Raw genomic sequence first — 17,224 nt, 5'->3', positions numbered from 1 at the left:
TTGCTCTATGGATGATCTTGTCAATCCCTCACAAAGATGCCATCAGCTACGTTTGATTAGTAGCTATTCATAGTCAAAATATTGAAAAATAATGGGATAACGCCGCGATAATCCAACCATTCAGGGCGATCCGGTACTGCGGCAGCCACAAAAAAAAGCCCCCGGCAAAACCGGGGGCTGCGTCATCCAAGCGGGGATCCCGTCAGATAAATTCGTAGGCATCACCAAAGATGCGCTCCGGCTCGGCGCCGAGGATCTTGAACTCCTCCCGCGCGGCACCCGCCATCTCGAAACGGCCGGCGACATAGATGTCGTAGTCGTGGAGGCTGACGAAGTCATCCATGATCGCCTTGTGCACCAGCCCGCTCTTGCCGGTCCAGTCAGCCTCCGGCTCCTGCACCACCGGAATAAAGGTGAGCGGTGCATAGTCACGCTCCCACTGCTGCATCTGCTCCAGCTCATAGAGCCAGTGAGCCTGACGCACACCCCAGTAGAAGAACACCGGACGCTTGCTGCCCGTGTCGATCAGGTACTCCAGAATGGAGCGGGCGTAAGAGAAGCCGGTGCCGCCCGCCATCAGGATCAGCGGACGGGGAGATTCATCGCGCAGGAACGCCTTGCCAGCCGGCAATTCGACCTCGATCTCGCCCTGCTCGCGCATGCGGGCCAGCACCTGACCGGCGTAGGCGTTCTCGGGAGTGGCACCGATTTGCAGCTCCAGCACGCCCGGGCGGGTCGGCGAGTTGGCGATGGAGAAGGGGCGCTTGTCCGAATCGCTCATCACCACCAGCAGATACTGGCCCGGCTTGAAGCTGATCGCTTGCTGCGGCGTCAGGGCCACATGCCAGATGGTGTCGACATATTCGCGCAGTTCCTCTACGCGGCATTTGATACGTTGCATTCTTGTCCTTGTGGCGGGCTCGCTCGGCCCGCTTCGCTCATTGTTTCACTATGGAGTGACGACCAGCAGCCCTGGCCCCGTCAGTCGAGAATACTCAAATCAGTGCGGATCGCATCACTTTTTGCAGCAAAGCTGTCATGTTTGCCTCATCCGAGGATATTGAGCTCATCCCAGATGGCATCGACCTTCTGCTTCACCGCCTCATCCTGAACTATAGGCTGACCCCACTCCCGATTGGTCTCGCCCGGCCACTTGTTGGTGGCATCCAGCCCCATCTTGGAACCGAGGCCGGAGACCGGCGAGGCGAAGTCCAGATAGTCGATCGGCGTATGCTCGATCAAGGTGGTGTCCCTTGCCGGGTCCATCCGGGTGGTGATGGCCCAGATCACATCCTTCCAGTCGCGAGCGTTGACGTCATCGTCACACACCACCACGAACTTGGTGTACATGAACTGGCGCAGGAATGACCAGACTCCCAGCATCACCCGCTTGGCGTGGCCCGGGTAACGCTTCTTGATGGTCACCACCGCCATCCGGTAGGAGCACCCCTCCGGCGGCAGATAGAAGTCCACAATCTCGGGGAACTGCTTCTGCAGCAGCGGCACAAACACCTCGTTCAGCGCCAGACCCAGCACCGCCGGTTCATCGGGCGGACGGCCGGTATAGGTGCTGTGGTAGATGGCATCGCGCCGCTTGGTGATGTGGGTGATGGTGAAGACCGGGAACTCGTCCACCTCGTTGTAGTAGCCGGTGTGGTCGCCATAAGGCCCTTCCGGCGCCATCTCACCCGGCTCAAGATAGCCTTCCAGCACGATCTCGGCACTGGCGGGCACCTCCAGATCGCAGCTGATGGCCTTGATCACCTCGGTACGGCTGCCGCGCAGCAGACCAGCAAAGGCATATTCGGAGAGAGTATCCGGCACCGGCGTCACCGCGCCGAGAATGGTCGCGGGATCGGCACCGAGTGCCACCACCACCGGGAATCGCTCACCGGGATGGGCCTCCTGCCACTCGCGAAAATCGATGGCACCGCCACGATGATCCAGCCAGCGCATAATCAGCTTGTTTTTGGCGATCTTCTGCTGGCGATAGATGCCGAGGTTCTGGCGCTTCTTGTAGGGGCCACGGGTGATGGTGAGGCCCCAGGTGACCAGCGGCGCCACATCGCCGGGCCAGCAGTGCTGGATCGGGATCTGGTCGAGATCGACCGCATCGCCCTCCTGCACCACCTGCTGGCAGGGGGCGGAAGAGAGGCGCTTGGTCGGCATGTTGAGCACCTGCTTGAAGATCGGCAGCTTCTCCATCAGCTCCTTGAATCCCTTGGGCGGCTCGGGCTCCTTGAGATAGGAGAGCCAGACCCCGACCTGACGCAAGGCGCCCACATCGGGCTGGCCCATGCCCATGGCAACCCGATCAGGGGTACCGAACAGGTTGGTCAGCACCGGCATGGTGTAGCCTTTGGGATTTTCGAACAGCAGAGCCGGGCCACCCGCACGCAGGGTGCGGTCGCTGATCTCGGTCATCTCCAGATAGGGATCTATCTCGCGGGTAATGCGCTTGAGTTGTCCGTTTTGTTCCAGCTGCGCGATGAAATCACGCAAATCCTTGTATTTCATGCAAGTTCCCAACCGGGTTCAGGAGGTCACGCATTATAACCCTGGCTGCCCATCGGGTGTACCCGAATCGGGCAGCAGACTCGGTGCAATGGGTGGCATGTCACGCTGGCCGAGGCGTCTGGCTAGCGCAGAGAGCAGCTGGGGCTCGTCCACCTCCATCAACAGACCGGCCACCAGCGCCCCGTATTGACGGTTGGAGAGTTCCGCCAGCAGGTATTTCTGGGCTTGCGGCGGCAAGGGGGAGAGTGCGCTCAGTTGGCGCAGAGCGGCTCCCTTCAATCCCTCATTGCCACTGGCGGCAATCAGCAAATCGCTGGCGGCACTGCCATGATGGAAGCGGTTGATGGTAGAGAGTGCACGCAGCGCATCCTGATCTGCCGGCCGCCGCCACAGCATGCTATAGAGCGCCGGTTCCCCGGTGCGCTGCAACAGATGGAACAACAGGTGATTATCGGGCAGATAGATATTCTGGCTGGCCAGCGCTTGCGCCTCCCGCATCCAGATCGGTTGCGGCAAGGTATCGAGGGCCAGCAACAGGGCTTGCTGCTGCATGGCGAGATCGGGGTTACTGCTGTAGTAGATAGACTTTAGCTGGAAGCTGCCCTGGGCAAGCTGCTGCCGATAGCGCTGCATCAGTGATTGCAGCTGCCACTTCCCCAGCAACTGACGGGCCTGCGCGGCAAAATCATAAACCGGTTGCTGCACCAGAAAACCGTCGACCTGCTGCTCCATGAGCCACTCGGGTGCCTTGTCGGCCTGAGCCTCGACCCACTGTTGCAACGCAGGGGATGCAGGGGTGGTCGCGGGAATATCCCGCAGCAGCTGCAACAGCAGGAACTCCCGCCGCTCGCGACTCAGGGTCGCCAGCAGAGAGTCGATGGCTGCAAATTGCCCCTCCTTCAGACGGCCCGCCAGATAGCGTTGGTGCGTCTGCAACGTCTCGGCTGTCACCGCGACCGGTGTACTCTGCGCGCAGGCTGGCATTGCACTCAGCAACCCCAGCAATAACCAGAAAACAGGCTTCATGACGTCTCCATCCATGTGACATCGGGATCTCATACTACTAGGGCGACCGGAAAACAGATAAACAAAAACCGCGACCAGGGCCGCGGTTTCGTCATTTTCTGACCGGACTTACTTCTGCTGGCGCCGCATGGCGTCGAAGAACTCGTCGTTGGTCTTGGTCATCGCCAGCTTGTCGATGAGGAACTCGATACCGTCGATCTCGCCCATCGGGTGGACAATCTTGCGCAGGATCCACATCTTCTGCAGCTCGTCACCGGAGGTGAGCAGCTCTTCTTTACGAGTACCTGAGCGGGTGATGTCGATGGCCGGGTAGACGCGCTTCTCGGCAATCTTGCGCGAGAGGTGCAGTTCCATGTTGCCGGTACCCTTGAACTCTTCGTAGATAACCTCGTCCATTTTGGAACCGGTATCGATCAGCGCGGTAGCGATGATGGTCAGGCTGCCGCCCTCCTCAACATTACGCGCGGCGCCGAAGAAGCGCTTGGGACGGTGCAGGGCGTTGGCGTCCACACCACCTGTCAGTACCTTGCCGGATGACGGGATAACTGTGTTGTAGGCGCGAGCAAGACGGGTGATGGAGTCCAGCAGGATTACCACGTCTTTCTTGTGCTCGACCAGACGCTTGGCCTTCTCGATCACCATTTCGGCAACCTGAACGTGACGGGAAGCAGGTTCGTCAAAGGTGGAAGCGATCACTTCACCTTTCACCATGCGCTGCATCTCGGTCACTTCTTCCGGACGCTCGTCGATCAGCAGAACGATCAGTTCACAGTCCGGGTGGTTGTAGGCGATGCTCTGGGCGATGTTCTGCAGCAGCATGGTCTTACCGGCCTTGGGCGGCGCCACGATCAGGCCACGCTGGCCTTTACCGATGGGGGAAGCCAGGTCCAGTACACGGGCAGTGATATCTTCGGTAGAGCCATTACCCCGTTCCATTCGCAGACGTTCGTTGGCATGCAGGGGGGTAAGGTTTTCAAACAGGATCTTGTTGCGGGAGTTTTCCGGACGGTCGTAGTTGACCTCATTGACCTTGAGCAGTGCGAAGTAGCGTTCGCCCTCTTTCGGTGGCCGGATCTTGCCGGAGATGGTATCGCCGGTACGCAGGTTGAAGCGGCGGATCTGGCTCGGGGAGACGTAGATATCGTCAGGGCCTGCCAGATAGGAGCCGTCTGCACTGCGCAGGAAGCCGAAACCATCGGTCAGGATTTCCAGCACACCGTCGCCAAAGATATCTTCACCACCCTTGGCGTGCGCCTTGAGGATTGCAAAAATAATATCTTTCTTGTGCGCCCGAGCCAGATTTTCCAACCCCATGGATTCGCCAAGCTTGACCAGCTCGGACACAGGAGTGTTCTTTAATTCAGTCAGATTCATAGTGGTGAAAGTCTGTAAGCAAGGATTGAAATGAGGAGACAGTCTGCTGGATTGATGCTGATCGGATTTGATTGCCAGGCTGTGGTTAGCAAAGAGTCAGGCAAAAAGGTTAGCAAACGAGCGATAAACTAGCACCAATCGGGATGAGCGTCTAGGTGATAAAACACAAGGAGCGCATTATTGCAATGCGCTCCTCTTTAATTATTACAGGTTGCCGTCCAGGAACTCTTTCAGCTGAGTCTTGGACAGTGCACCGACCTTGGTCGCTGCCACTTCGCCATTCTTGAACAGCAAGAGGGTCGGGATACCACGAATGCCGTACTTGGGCGGAGTATCAGAGTTATGGTCGATGTTCAGTTTGGCTACGGTCACGCGACCTTCGTACTCTTGGGCAACTTCTTCCAGGATCGGGGCAATCATCTTGCACGGACCACACCACTCGGCCCAGAAGTCGACCAGAACGGCGCCATCGGCTTTGATTACATCTGCCTCGAAGCTGGCATCGCTCAGCTGAACAATCTTGTCACTCATCTCCAACTCCAGTCAGTAATTAAGGCTTTATTGACATATCAACAAAGGCAATAGTTGCCCTATTTGAAATGATCCTGTTTATTATTGCAAGCCTAACCTGATAACCTACCGCCATGAGCAAAACACACTTAACGACCGACAAATTCGCCCAAATGGGCCTCGAACCCGAAGTTCTGGCTGGTCTGGAATCAAAGGGATTTCACTATTGCACGCCCATCCAGGCACTGTCTCTGCCACTGCTGGTAGAAGGTCATGACCTCGCCGGTCAGGCCCAGACAGGAACCGGCAAGACCATTGCCTTCTTGGCCGCGACATTCAACTATTTGCTGACTCACCCGCTGACCAAGCCCCGTCTGGTTAACCAACCCAGAGCCATCATCATGGCACCCACCCGGGAACTGGCAGTACAGATCTATAACGATGCCGACAGCATCGCCGCCTCTACCGGCCTGAAACTCGGCCTCGCCTACGGTGGCGAAGGTTACGACAAGCAGCTGGCCGTGCTGGAGCAGGGCGTCGACATCCTGATCGGCACCACTGGCCGCATCATCGACTACTTCAAGTCCAAGGTGATCGATCTGAGCAACATTCAGGTCGTGGTACTGGACGAAGCTGATCGCATGTTCGATCTGGGCTTCATCAAGGACATCCGCTTCCTGTTCCGCCGCATGCCGCCCGCGACCGAGCGTCTGAGCATGCTTTTCTCCGCCACCCTCTCCCTGCGTGTGCAGGAGCTGGCCTACGAACACATGAACCACCCGGAACATGTGCAGGTAGAGCCGGAGCAGATGACCGGCGTGCGGATCAAGGAGGAGCTGTTCTACCCCTCCAATGAAGACAAGATGTTGCTGCTGCTCTCCCTGATGGAAGAGGAGTGGCCGGAAAAAGCGATCGTCTTCGCCAACACCAAGCACGTCTGTGAAGACGTCCATGCCTGGCTGGAAAACGACGGCCATCGCGTCGGTCTGCTGACCGGTGATGTGCCACAGAAGAAGCGGATGAAGATCCTCGAGGATTTCACCAAGGGTGCGCTCGATATTCTGGTCGCCACCGACGTGGCCGCCCGTGGTCTGCACATCCCTGACGTGACCCACGTTTTCAACTATGACCTGCCCGACGACGCCGAAGACTATGTACACCGTATCGGTCGTACCGGTCGTGCCGGCAAGAGCGGTCACTCCATCAGCCTGGCCTGTGAGGACTATGCCTTCAACCTGCCGGCTATCGAGGAGTACATTCACCACGCCATTCCGGTCAGCAAGTACGACCGTGAAGCGCTGTTGGATGACGTGACCCCGCCGAAACGGGTGTTCCGCAACCGTCAGCCGGTGAACCGCAACATGCGGGATCGTCAGGGCGGTGGCAACAGCAACAATCGTCGTCGTCCGCCGCGCAAGAGCTAAGGACAGGCCCGTTGCACAACTCGCCTCTCTATGCCGCTATCGACCTCGGCTCCAACAGCTTTCATATGCTGGTGGTGCGCGAGGTCGCCGGTGCTCTGCGCACCGTCGCCAAGGTCAAGCGCAAGGTTCGCCTCGCAGCCGGGCTCGATCCGGAATTTCGTCTCAGCCGTGCCGCCATGGAGCGGGGCTGGGACTGTTTGCGTCTCTTCTCCGAACAGTTGCAGGACATTCCGGCCGACAATATCCGGGTGGTGGGCACCGCCACCTTGCGGCTTGCCACCAACGTCGACGAATTCCTCAGTGAAGCGGAACGGGTTCTCAACCACAGCATCGAGATCATCTCGGGCGAGGAAGAGGCCAAGACCATCTATGAAGGGGTCTCCTGGACCTCTGCCGGGGAAGGCAACCGGCTGGTGATCGACATCGGCGGTGCCAGTACCGAACTGGTGATCGGCGAACATAGCGAAGCAAAACTGCTCAACAGCCTGCACATGGGCTGTGTTACCTGGCTCAACAATCACTTCGGTGATGGCGAGCTCTCCGAAGCCCGTTTCGAGCAGGCGATTGCCGCCGCCAAGGCGGTGCTGGAGAAGGTGGCGGAAGATTACCGAGCCCTCGGTTGGCGCACCTGCGTTGGCGCCTCCGGCACGGTACAGGCGCTGCAAGAGATCATGCTGGCGCAAGGGAAGAGCGAGCGGGTCACCCTGCCGAAACTGCAGGAGCTGATGGGTCAGGCCATCGCCTGCGGCAAGCTCGACCGGCTGCAACTGGAAGGGCTGGCGGCCGAGCGGCTGACCGTGTTCCCCTCCGGCCTCGCCATCCTGATTGCCATCTTCGAAACCCTCGACATCGAGAGCATGACCCTCGCGGGTGGCGCCCTGCGTGAAGGACTGATCTACGGTCTGCTTGGCAACAATCACGACTGTGATGCCCGGGATCGCACCGCCGACAGCCTGATCAGCCGCTATCAGCTGGATAAAGAGCACGCCGAACGGGTGCGCGATACCGCCGTCGAGGCGTTCAACCAGCTGCAACCGGCCTGGCGACTCTCCAAACGCTACGGTCGCCCGATTTTGCGTTATGCCGCCCTGCTGCACGAGATTGGCCTCTGTATCGAATACAAGAAGGCGCCGCAACACGCCGCCTACATCATCGACAACATCGACATGCCGGGCTTTACCCCTGCGCAAAAGAAGCTGTTGTCGGCCCTGCTGTTCAACCAGCGGGACGAATTCAAGCTGGAACCGCTGGAAAAACAGGGTGCAGTCACCGGTCGTCAGGCGATCCGGCTGGCCCGTATCCTGCGCATCGCGCTGATCCTCTGCATGCGCCGCACCCAGGGCACAGTGCCCAGCTTCACCCTGCAGGCAGAAGAGGAGTCACTGACCCTGACCCTGCCCAAGGGCTGGATGGATGAACACTACCTGCGCGCCAGCGAGCTGCGCTTTGAAGTGGAACGCCAGCAGAAGATGGGCTGGCCGACCCGCGTACAGGAAGCCTGACTCAGCAACCTGCCTGTTTTGGAGCCGATCATGCCGGATTATCAACCCATCAGCTGCGATCTCTACGACTGGCTCGAAATTGCTGCCAGCTGGCAACTGCCGGTGACCCTCACCAGCCGCGATGGTCGCCAGCGGGATGACAAGATCCGCACTATCGAAGCCAGCGAAGGGGTCGAGTATCTGCTGCTGCACAGTGGCGAGCGGCTCAGTCTGGCAGAACTGGCGACCCTGCGCCTGAACTGGCAAGGGGAAGAGAAGCTGATCAACTTCGCGCCAACCAACTGAATCCAATACGAAAAAGGAGGGCCAACATGACGTTGGCCCTCCTTTTTGCATCTGCGGCTCACACCGGCTGTTAACCCGCCGCCAGCGCCGCCATCACGTAGACATCGAAGCGGTTGCTCTTGGTTTCGATGGCCATGCTGGGCTTCTGTTCGTTGAGCCAGCCGGCGTAGTCCGGCCGCTTCACCACCACCCGCTTATCAGCCATCTTGAGCGCGGCAGGCAACAAGGCATCCGCATCGAGATCCGACCCCACCAGCGACTGGAATACCCGCATCTCTTTTTTTACCAGCGCCGACTTCTGCTTGTGGGGGAACATGGGGTCGAGGTAGATCACCTCGGGCCGCTCCGGCAGCGCCAGCAGGTTGTCCACCGCCGGGCCTTGCAGCAGGTGCATCCGCTCGCTGACCCAGGGGCCAATCTCGGGATCCTGTGCCGCCCGCGCCAGCCCGTCCTGCAACAGAGCAGCCACCACAGGGCTGCGTTCGATCAGGGTCACCTTGCAACCGAGAGAGGCGAGTACGAAGGCATCGCGCCCCAGCCCGGCTGTGGCATCCACCACGGTCGGTGTGGCACCGGCCTTGAGCCCCACCGCCTTGGCGATGGACTGGCCGCGACCGCCGCCAAACTTGCGGCGATGTGCCACCGCCCCTTCCACGAAGTCCACATAGACGGCACCCAGCTTGGGCTCGTCCAGCTTGCGCAGTTCCAGTCTCTCTTCAGTCAGTACCAGCGCAAACGGAGCCGGATACTCCACGTCGGCAAGGCGTAAACGCAGGGCGTCGAGCTCGCCATCACGGGCGGGGACTTCACTGAAAACCTGAATATGGGGCATAGGAGACAGACTCATGGCACGTACAGAAGCGGCCATGATAACAGAAGCGGTGGATCAGCTCACGACAGTGAGGTTCATCCCCTGACGGTTGAGAGCGAGGTAATCAATGAGATCGTCATAGGCTAGCGGGCGGCTGAGCAGATAACCCTGGGTAAAGGCGCACCCTTTCTGGCAAAGGAAGTTGAGTTGCTCGCGGGTCTCTACCCCCTCGATCACCACCTGCATGCCGAGGTTGTGCACTATGTTGATGATGCCGTCGAGCAGCATCCTATCCTGCTCGTTGAAGGGGATATGGCGCACGAAGGAGCGGTCGATCTTGACCAGATCTACCGGGAAGGTGCGCAGATAGTTGAGGGCCGAGTAGCCGGTACCAAAATCGTCGATGGCCAGCTTGCAGCCCGCCTCGCGCAGGGCATCGATCCGCACCCTGTGCTGATCGCTGCTCTCCATCAGCAGAGATTCGGTGATTTCGATGACGATGTCGGCAGGATCGAGCCCGAAGTGCTGGATCACCTTGAGCCACTCGCTCGCCTCGGGGTCAATGGTCTGGAACTCCATGGTGGAGCGGTTGATCGACATCTGCAGATCCGGAAAACCGGACTGCTGCAACCGCGCCAGATCCCGGCACGACTGCCACAATACCAGCGTCCCCAGCCCCTGAATCAGACCTGCCTCTTCCGCCAGCGGAATAAACTCGGCAGGGGATACCTGCCCCCAGTGGGGGTGATACCAGCGCACCAGCGCCTCCAGCTTGGCGACCCGTCCGCTGCGGTTGTCCCAGATGGGCTGGTAGGCCATGGTCAGCTGCTCCAGCTTGATCGCTTCGGCCAAATCCTGCTGCATCTGGTGGCGCTGGCGCACCTCTTCCCGCATGGATGAGCAGTAGGCACCGAGCAACCTTCCCTGCCGCTTGGCCGCAAACAGCGCCTGTTCGGCGTTGCGCAGCAGCTCGTCGCTCTCGCTGCCATCGACCGGGCAGAGGGTCATGCCGATGGTCGCGGTCACATAGAGATGCTGGTTGGCCAGCATAAAGGGACGGGCAAAGCTGCCGATCACCTGCTTGGCAAACACCTCGGCCTGACGGCGGGTGACGATGCCGGGCACCAGGAACGCGAACTCATCGCCACCGATACGGGCCACCAAATCTTCGGTGCGCACCCGGCTCACCAGTCGATCCGACACCTCCCGCAACAGGGCATCGCCAGCATGGTGATCCATGCTGTTATTGACCGCCTTGAAGTTGTTGAGGTCGAGCACCATAAGCGCGAAGCGCTCGCCCCGCTCGCAGAAACGGGTGAGGCAGCGGCCAAACAGCCAGCGGTTGGGCAAGCTGGTGAGGTTGTCGTAGTTGGCCTGGGTCGCGATCTTCTGCTCGGCCACCTTGGTCTGGGAAAGATCGCTGAAAATGGCGATATATTGCTGGATTTTGCCCGCTTCGCGCAGGGTGCTGATCATCAGCTGCTGCGGATAGAGCTTGCCGTTCTTGCGCTTGTTCCACACTTCGCCACGCCACACCCCCACCCGCTCCAGCGCGTGATACATGTCGGCATAAAAGGTCTGATCGTGCAGCCCGGACTTGAGCATGCTGGGACGCTGGCCCCGCACCTCGTCGCTGCTGTAGCCGGTGATCTGCTCGAAGGCCGGGTTGACCGAGATGATGCGGCTGTCGGCATCGCACACCAGAATCGCTTCGGAGAGGTTGTCGTAGACCCGGTGAGAGAGCTTGAGCTGCTCCGCATGGCGCTTGAGGGGATCGATATTCTCCAGCAGCACCATCAGGTAGTCCGGCTGCTGCTGCTCGTCGCGGATCAGGGTGACAGTTACCCGCCCCCACAGGATCTCGCCCCCCTTGCAGAAGTAGCGCTTCTCCTGGGTGAAACTGCTGCGCTCGCCGCGCCGGATCTCTTCGTAGCACTCAAGGCTGCGCTGCCAATCCTCCGGGTGATTGATGTCGGAGATGGAGCGATGAAGCAGCTCGTCGAGGGGATAACCCAGCATCTTCTCGATGGCCGGGTTGGCCCAGAGAATACGGCCGGTGAGATCGAGTTTGCCGATCCCCACCGGGGCCTGAAACAGCATGCTCTGCAGCACATGAGGGGTATCAGGCAAGAGTTGCGGCAGCTGGCGTTGCAGCATCAGCGCCAGTTCGCGACCGGCCAGCGGCCCCAGCAACCGGAGCAGCCCCATCACCTTGGTCATATTGGCCTGCGGCTGACGATAGAGCAGGCAGCAGATGCCTATGGTCTCGCCATCCGCATCCTTGAGGGCGATCCCGGCGTAGGCTTGGGCTTGCCACGCATCGGCAAGCGGCATCGCGGGGAACAGCTGCAACAGACGATCGCTGAACCAGGCTTCCCCCTCCTGCCAGGTAATGGCATCGGGAGAGTCAGTGATTGGCAGCGTCAGGGTATCGGGGTCAAGAGAGGAGGGATGGGCAGCCTGAACCGTAAGATGGGAAGCATTTGATTCCCTGCTGGCGATCAGGACGACATCAGCCATCACAGCAGCGGCGATTTCACTCACAAAGGTATCGAAATATCCCTGGCCGCTCGAATGAGCCAGACTGGAGATGATTTGATAGACGGAATCGAGTGCTCGCCTCATGGCAAGTGGCTTTCTCTCCTTGAAGGTTAGAACACGACTCTACTGAAGAGCCGTGGGCAGTGCAAATATGCAATCAGCAAGATATTAAAAAGCCTTGAAAAAAGGGACCAAAAGGTCCCTTTTTGTCGCAGAAATCACGACTCGATCCCACTATGCCGCAAAACAGTGTACCTGCTTGAAGCTCACACAGGCGGCGGGTCAGGAATCTCAGGCGGCAATACCGCTGTGTCGCAACAGCGCATCGACCTTTGGCTCCCGGCCACGGAAGGCTCGGAACAGCTCCATCGGCTCCTTCGAGCCCCCCTTCTCCAGAATATTCTTCAGGAAGGATTGGCCGGTCGCAGGGTTGAAGATCCCCTCCTCCTCGAAGCGGGAGAAGGCATCGGCAGAGAGCACCTCGGCCCACTTGTAGCTGTAGTAGCCCGCCGCATAGCCGCCCGCGAAGATGTGGGAGAAGCTGTGCTGGAAGCGGTTGAACGCCGGTGGCGTCATCACGGCCACCTGACTGCGCACCTCGTCCAGCAGCGCCGGAAGCTGCGCCGGATTGGCCGGATCAAACTCCTGATGGAGACGGAAGTCGAACAGGGCGAACTCCAGCTGGCGCAGCATCTGCATGGCGGCCTGGAAGTTGCGGGCGGTCAGCATCTTCTCCAGCAGATCGGCAGGCAGAGGCTCGCCGGTCTCGTAGTGGCCGGAGATAAAGGCCAGCGCCTCGGACTCCCAGCACCAGTTCTCGAGGAACTGGCTCGGCAGCTCGACCGCATCCCAGGCCACGCCGTTGATACCGGCGACACCGGCCACATCGATGCGGGTCAGCATGTGGTGGATGCCGTGGCCAAACTCATGGAACAGGGTGACCACTTCGTTGTGGGTGAACAGCGCAGGCTTGCCATCCACCGGGCCGTTGAAGTTGCAGGTCAGGTAGGCCACCGGCTTTTGCAGCGAGCCATCCTGACGGTAGCGACGACCCAGGCAGACATCCATCCAGGCGCCGCCCTGCTTGTGCTCGCGGGCATAGAGGTCTAGATAGAAGCTGCCGCGCAGCTCGTCGTCGGCATCAAAGATATCGTAGAAGCGCACGTCCGGGTGCCAGGTGTCGATGCCGAGGCGCTCGCGCACCTTCATGCCGAACACCCGCTTCACCACTTCGAACAACCCCTTCACCACCTTGCTGGCGGGGAAGTAGGGGCGCAACTGCTCATCGGAGATGGAGAACTTGTGCTGCTTGAGCTTCTCGGCGTAGTAGGCGAGATCCCAGGCGGCCAGCTCGCTCTGACCATGCTGCTCGGCGGCGAAGGCGCGGATCTCCTCCAGCTCGGCCTTGCCTTGTGGCAGGGATTTGGCCGCCAGGTCGGTGAGGAAGCTCACCACCTGTTCGGTCTTGTCCGCCATCTTGGTGGCCAGGGAGAGCTCGGCATAGTTGGCGAACCCCAGCAGCTGAGCCAGTTCGCGGCGCAGGGTGAGCAGCTCGCTCATGATGGCGGAGTTGTCCCACTTGCCCGCATTGGGGCCCTGATCGGAGGCGCGGGTGGTGAAGGCTTCGTACATCTCGGCGCGCAGCTCGCGGTTGTCAGCATACATCATCACCGGCAGATAAGAGGGGATATCCAACGTGAACAGCCACCCCTCTTTGCCTTTAAGTTCAGCCATCTGACGGGCAGCGGCACGCACGCTCTCGGGCAGACCGGCCAATTCGGCTTCATCGGCCACCAGCTTGTGCCAGCCCTGGGTTGCGTCCAGCACGTTGTTGCTGAAACGGGAGGCCAGCTCGGAGAGGCGGGCCTGAATTTCGCCGTAACGCTGCTGCGCCTCGGCAGGCAGACCGATGCCGGAGAGGCGGAAGTCACGCAGGGTATTCTGGATCTCCTTGCGCTGGGCGCCGCTGAGCAGCGGGAAATCATCGCTCTGGGAGAGGGCCAGATAGGCCTGATAGAGCCCTTCATGCTGACCAACATAGGTCTGGAATTCGGAGAGCAGCGGCAGGCAGGCATCATGGGCCTCGCGCAGCGCTTCGCTGTTGAGTACGGAGTTGAGGTGGCTGACCGGTGACCAGATCCGTGACAGGCGGTCATTTACCTCTTCCAGCGGGGCAATCAGGCTATCCCAGGTATGGGGATCACGCTGGGCCAGCACATCGCTGATCTTCTGCTTGCAGTCAGCAATCGCCTGAATCACGGCAGGCTGAACCTGCTCCGGCTTGATCTGGCTGAAAGGGGGCAGCGAATCCATTGTCAGCAAAGGGTTATTCATCCCGGTTACCTCTTGTTTGGTCTTGAACAGACCGCTTTAGCAGCTCTGTATGGCTTTCTAACATGTGGCCAAGCCACGCAATAATCAAGCGGGAATCCGCCGCAACCCTGTACTTTTCCAGCCATTGCGACCCGGATCTCTGCCGTTGCTGCAGTTTTGCTATCAACAGCCAGTAACAGAATGAATCTGTGGGCCTTTTTCGGCTCTTACCGCTACTTTCAAGGGGCAAAAAGTCGCCATTTACCGGCGCCACAGCTGCCAGCCAAGTACCGTCATGCTCAATCATGGAAACGGACAAAATGTGGTGACTGTAACAAATTATCAATATTTTTCAGTGAATTAGAATCAAAACCAGCTATTGATTAATTTATTTTCAAGCATCTATCATAGGCAACCTGCCATGCAGGTCACTTGATTCTCTGCGCTGCACAGAAATCGGGTGAAAAAGGCAAAGTGACCCGAAAGGGCGCGACGCAAAGCCACCGGTCTAAGGGAAAACACCTATGACAGCGGGGCTGCCCCCGAGGACGTCCGGTCACAACCGACGCCCCATTTGCACCGTACGGAGAGACGATGAACAAACTCAAATTATCCCTGCTTGGCTGCCTGCTCGGCATGGGCGCCCCCATGGCATATGCCGCCAGTGCCGGTCAGGCGATGGTCAACCCCCAGTCCGGCGTAGTGGTCGGCTACTGGCACAACTGGTGTGACGGCTCGGGCTACAAGGGCGGTATCGCCCCCTGCGTCAAGCTCGATCAGGTCAACCCGCAATACAACGTGGTCGATGTCTCCTTCATGAAGGTTTATGGCAGCGATCCCATCCCCACCTTCAAACTCGACCCGGCCATCGGCATGAGCGAAAGCCAGTTTATCGAGCAGATCGCCGAGCTGAACCGTCAGGGCCGTTCCGTGCTGCTGGCGCTGGGCGGTGCCGATGCGCACATCGAGCTGCGCAAGGGTCAGGAGCAGGCCTTTGCCGACGAGATCATCCGTCTTGTGGAAACCTATGGCTTCGACGGGCTGGATATCGACCTGGAACAGGCCGCCATCACTGCCGCCGACAACCAGACCGTGATCCCGGCGGCCCTGCGTCTGGTCAAGGATCACTACCGTGCCCAGGGGAAAAACTTCCTCATCACCATGGCGCCGGAGTTCCCCTATCTGACCCAGACTGGCGCCTACATCCCCTATATCCGCAATCTGGAAGGCTACTACGACTGGATCAACCCCCAGTTCTACAACCAGGGTGGCGACGGTATCTACATCGATGGCATCGGCTGGATTGCCCAGAACAACGATGCCCTGAAAGAAGAGTTCATCTACTACATGGCGGATTCGCTGAGCAACGGTACCCGCGGCTTCTACAAGATCCCCCATGACAAGCTGGTGTTCGGCATTCCGACCAACATCGACGCCGCCGCCACCGGCTATGTGCAGGATCCGCAGAAACTCTACAACGCCTTCAACCGCCTGAAGAGCGAGGGGCAACCGCTGCGTGGCGTGATGACCTGGTCCATCAACTGGGACATGGGCCGCAACGCCGCCGGTCAGTCCTACAACGAATCCTTCATCAAGAGCTACGGCCCCTTCATCCACGATCAGGAGATCACGCCCCCGGTCGACAACGGCAAGCCGGTGTTCAGCGGCCTGAGTGATACCCGCATCAAACAGGGCACCGCCTTTGATCCGCTGGCCGGTGTCAGCGCCAACGACAAGGAAGATGGCGACCTGACTGGCCAGATCCAGGTAGAAGGCTCGGTAGACAGCCAGCGTATCGGCCTCTACCCCCTCACCTACAAGGTGAGCGATCGCGACAACAACGTCACCGAGCAGGTACGTACCATCGAGGTCTACAGCATGAAGCCGGTATTCAGCGGCGTCACAGACACCACGCTGGAGCTGGGTACCCCCTTCGATCCGATGGCTGGCGTCAGCGCCCATGATGAAGAAGATGGCGACCTGACCGCCCAAGTCAAGGTCAGCGGCAGCGTCGACAGCAGCAAGGTCGGCCGCTACACCCTCACCTATCAGGTGAGCGACAGCGCCGGTCAGCAGGTAACCCAGCAGCGCAACGTGACCGTCAGGGAGCAGGGCGCCGTCTGTGAAAACAGCTGGGATGCCAAGAAGGTCTACGTGGGCGGCGACATCGTCAGCCACAACGGCAAGAACTGGCTGGCTGGCTGGTGGACCCAGAACGAAGAGCCGGGCACCACGGGTGACTGGGGCGTCTGGCGCGTACAGGGCGACAGCGACTGCGGCGGCACAACGCCCCCCGCCGAAGGCAGCAGCGACTTCACCGTCAGCGCCATGGGCTCCGACTACACCATAGTCAACGGTCAGGTCAGCATCCGTTTCAACGTGACGACCGCCAACCCGGTACAGATCACCGCGACCCTGGAGCAGAACGGCCGCAGCCACGGCACCACCAGCAGCAAGGTGAACGGCACCAGCACCCTGGTGCTGCAGGGCAGCAATGTGACCGACGGTAGCTACGAAGTAGTCATCACCGGTCTGGCAGATGGCCAGCAGCCGGTGGTGCAGCGCTTCCCGGTTGCGCTGACCGAAGAGAGCAACGGCGGTAGCGAAGGTGACTACCCGGCCTATGCCCCCAACACCAGCTATCAGGCCGGTGATCGGGTCAGCAATGCCGGTGGCAACTACGAGTGCAAACCCTGGCCCTACAGCGGCTGGTGTGGCGGCTCGATCAGCCACTATGCACCGGGTACCGGCTCTGCCTGGAGCGATGCCTGGATCAAGCTCTGACCTTGCCCCAACCACTAACGGGGGCCGACAGGCCCCCGCCCATATCCTGCCCGTCGGCCACGCTGCCGATGGGCAGGATGCACTGACCCGGACGGGTTAGCCCCTCTCTTTTACATGCTTGCCAACCACCAAAAAAC

Annotated in this window: 12 protein-coding genes and 1 riboswitch; of the genes, 4 read left to right on the top strand and 8 right to left on the bottom strand. The window is 59.8% G+C overall.

Translation table 11 applies throughout. The annotated features are described in order from the left end of the window. Positions 1 to 202: 202 nt before the first annotated feature. From fre to trxA, 5 genes are all read right to left on the bottom strand, one after another. Positions 203 to 901, bottom strand: coding sequence for an NAD(P)H-flavin reductase (gene fre / locus AB5Z09_RS15625; protein ID WP_005339423.1), 699 nt, complete (start codon positions 899 to 901; stop codon positions 203 to 205). 146 nt (positions 902 to 1,047) lie between these two features. Further along, positions 1,048 to 2,517, bottom strand: coding sequence for a 4-hydroxy-3-polyprenylbenzoate decarboxylase (gene ubiD, locus AB5Z09_RS15620; RefSeq protein ID WP_005339421.1), 1,470 nt, complete (start codon positions 2,515 to 2,517; stop codon positions 1,048 to 1,050). A gap of 33 nt (positions 2,518 to 2,550) precedes the next feature. Then, a complete protein-coding gene (locus tag AB5Z09_RS15615; RefSeq protein ID WP_106844558.1) occupies positions 2,551 to 3,543 on the bottom strand; it encodes a hypothetical protein in 993 nt (330 codons plus the stop codon). A 108-nt stretch (positions 3,544 to 3,651) separates the two neighbouring features. Further along, positions 3,652 to 4,917 (bottom strand): transcription termination factor Rho, encoded by a 1,266-nt coding sequence (rho, locus tag AB5Z09_RS15610; protein WP_005339417.1) that lies wholly within the window; start codon positions 4,915 to 4,917, stop codon positions 3,652 to 3,654. Between the two features lie 204 nt (positions 4,918 to 5,121). Beyond that, complete coding sequence (gene trxA, locus AB5Z09_RS15605; RefSeq protein ID WP_005339416.1) at positions 5,122 to 5,448, bottom strand: thioredoxin TrxA; 327 nt, start codon at positions 5,446 to 5,448, stop codon at positions 5,122 to 5,124. Between the two features lie 113 nt (positions 5,449 to 5,561). Here trxA and rhlB point away from each other — a divergent pair, with 113 nt between their 5' ends. The 3 genes from rhlB to AB5Z09_RS15590 are packed head-to-tail and all read left to right on the top strand — an operon-like array spanning position 5,562 to position 8,638. Further along, complete coding sequence (gene rhlB, locus AB5Z09_RS15600) at positions 5,562 to 6,851, top strand: ATP-dependent RNA helicase RhlB (protein WP_005339414.1); 1,290 nt, start codon at positions 5,562 to 5,564, stop codon at positions 6,849 to 6,851. Positions 6,852 to 6,862: 11 nt separating this feature from the next. Continuing rightward, positions 6,863 to 8,353 (top strand): guanosine-5'-triphosphate,3'-diphosphate diphosphatase, encoded by a 1,491-nt coding sequence (gppA, locus tag AB5Z09_RS15595; protein WP_005355894.1) that lies wholly within the window; start codon positions 6,863 to 6,865, stop codon positions 8,351 to 8,353. Positions 8,354 to 8,383: 30 nt separating this feature from the next. After that, entirely contained in the window at positions 8,384 to 8,638 is a 255-nt protein-coding gene (locus tag AB5Z09_RS15590) for a Rho-binding antiterminator (protein WP_158111269.1), read from the top strand. 70 nt (positions 8,639 to 8,708) lie between these two features. Here AB5Z09_RS15590 and AB5Z09_RS15585 read toward each other — a convergent pair whose 3' ends face one another. From AB5Z09_RS15585 to prlC, 3 genes are all read right to left on the bottom strand, one after another. Next, positions 8,709 to 9,461, bottom strand: coding sequence for a class I SAM-dependent methyltransferase (locus AB5Z09_RS15585; protein WP_368195691.1), 753 nt, complete (start codon positions 9,459 to 9,461; stop codon positions 8,709 to 8,711). A 63-nt stretch (positions 9,462 to 9,524) separates the two neighbouring features. Beyond that, positions 9,525 to 12,074, bottom strand: coding sequence for a bifunctional diguanylate cyclase/phosphodiesterase (locus AB5Z09_RS15580; protein ID WP_236382608.1), 2,550 nt, complete (start codon positions 12,072 to 12,074; stop codon positions 9,525 to 9,527). A gap of 207 nt (positions 12,075 to 12,281) precedes the next feature. Then, complete coding sequence (gene prlC / locus AB5Z09_RS15575) at positions 12,282 to 14,324, bottom strand: oligopeptidase A (RefSeq protein WP_139741731.1); 2,043 nt, start codon at positions 14,322 to 14,324, stop codon at positions 12,282 to 12,284. A 437-nt stretch (positions 14,325 to 14,761) separates the two neighbouring features. Continuing rightward, positions 14,762 to 14,847, top strand: a riboswitch (cyclic di-GMP riboswitch). 50 nt (positions 14,848 to 14,897) lie between these two features. Here prlC and AB5Z09_RS15570 point away from each other — a divergent pair. Next, positions 14,898 to 17,087 carry an immunoglobulin-like domain-containing protein gene (locus AB5Z09_RS15570; RefSeq protein WP_368195678.1) on the top strand — a complete coding sequence of 730 codons (2,190 nt, stop codon included), beginning with the start codon at positions 14,898 to 14,900 and terminating at the stop codon, positions 17,085 to 17,087. Positions 17,088 to 17,224: the final 137 nt, after the last annotated feature.

This window comes from Aeromonas sp. R2-2, from assembly GCF_040908355.1.
Classification (GTDB): domain Bacteria; phylum Pseudomonadota; class Gammaproteobacteria; order Enterobacterales; family Aeromonadaceae; genus Aeromonas; species Aeromonas veronii.
The sequence above is the reverse complement of the archived record's forward strand: the minus strand, read 5'-3'. Positions and strand labels throughout refer to the sequence as shown.

Bases quoted from the DNA above. Each gene is read 5' to 3' on its own strand.
- fre (WP_005339423.1), bottom strand. From the start codon at position 901: ATGCAACGTATCAAATGCCGCGTAGAGGAACTGCGCGAATATGTCGAC.
- ubiD (WP_005339421.1), bottom strand. From the start codon at position 2,517: ATGAAATACAAGGATTTGCGTGATTTCATCGCGCAGCTGGAACAAAAC.
- AB5Z09_RS15615 (WP_106844558.1), bottom strand. From the start codon at position 3,543: ATGAAGCCTGTTTTCTGGTTATTGCTGGGGTTGCTGAGTGCAATGCCA.
- rho (WP_005339417.1), bottom strand. From the start codon at position 4,917: ATGAATCTGACTGAATTAAAGAACACTCCTGTGTCCGAGCTGGTCAAG.
- trxA (WP_005339416.1), bottom strand. From the start codon at position 5,448: ATGAGTGACAAGATTGTTCAGCTGAGCGATGCCAGCTTCGAGGCAGAT.
- rhlB (WP_005339414.1), top strand. From the start codon at position 5,562: ATGAGCAAAACACACTTAACGACCGACAAATTCGCCCAAATGGGCCTC.
- AB5Z09_RS15590 (WP_158111269.1), top strand. From the start codon at position 8,384: ATGCCGGATTATCAACCCATCAGCTGCGATCTCTACGACTGGCTCGAA.
- AB5Z09_RS15580 (WP_236382608.1), bottom strand. From the start codon at position 12,074: ATGAGGCGAGCACTCGATTCCGTCTATCAAATCATCTCCAGTCTGGCT.
- prlC (WP_139741731.1), bottom strand. From the start codon at position 14,324: ATGAATAACCCTTTGCTGACAATGGATTCGCTGCCCCCTTTCAGCCAG.
- AB5Z09_RS15570 (WP_368195678.1), top strand. From the start codon at position 14,898: ATGAACAAACTCAAATTATCCCTGCTTGGCTGCCTGCTCGGCATGGGC.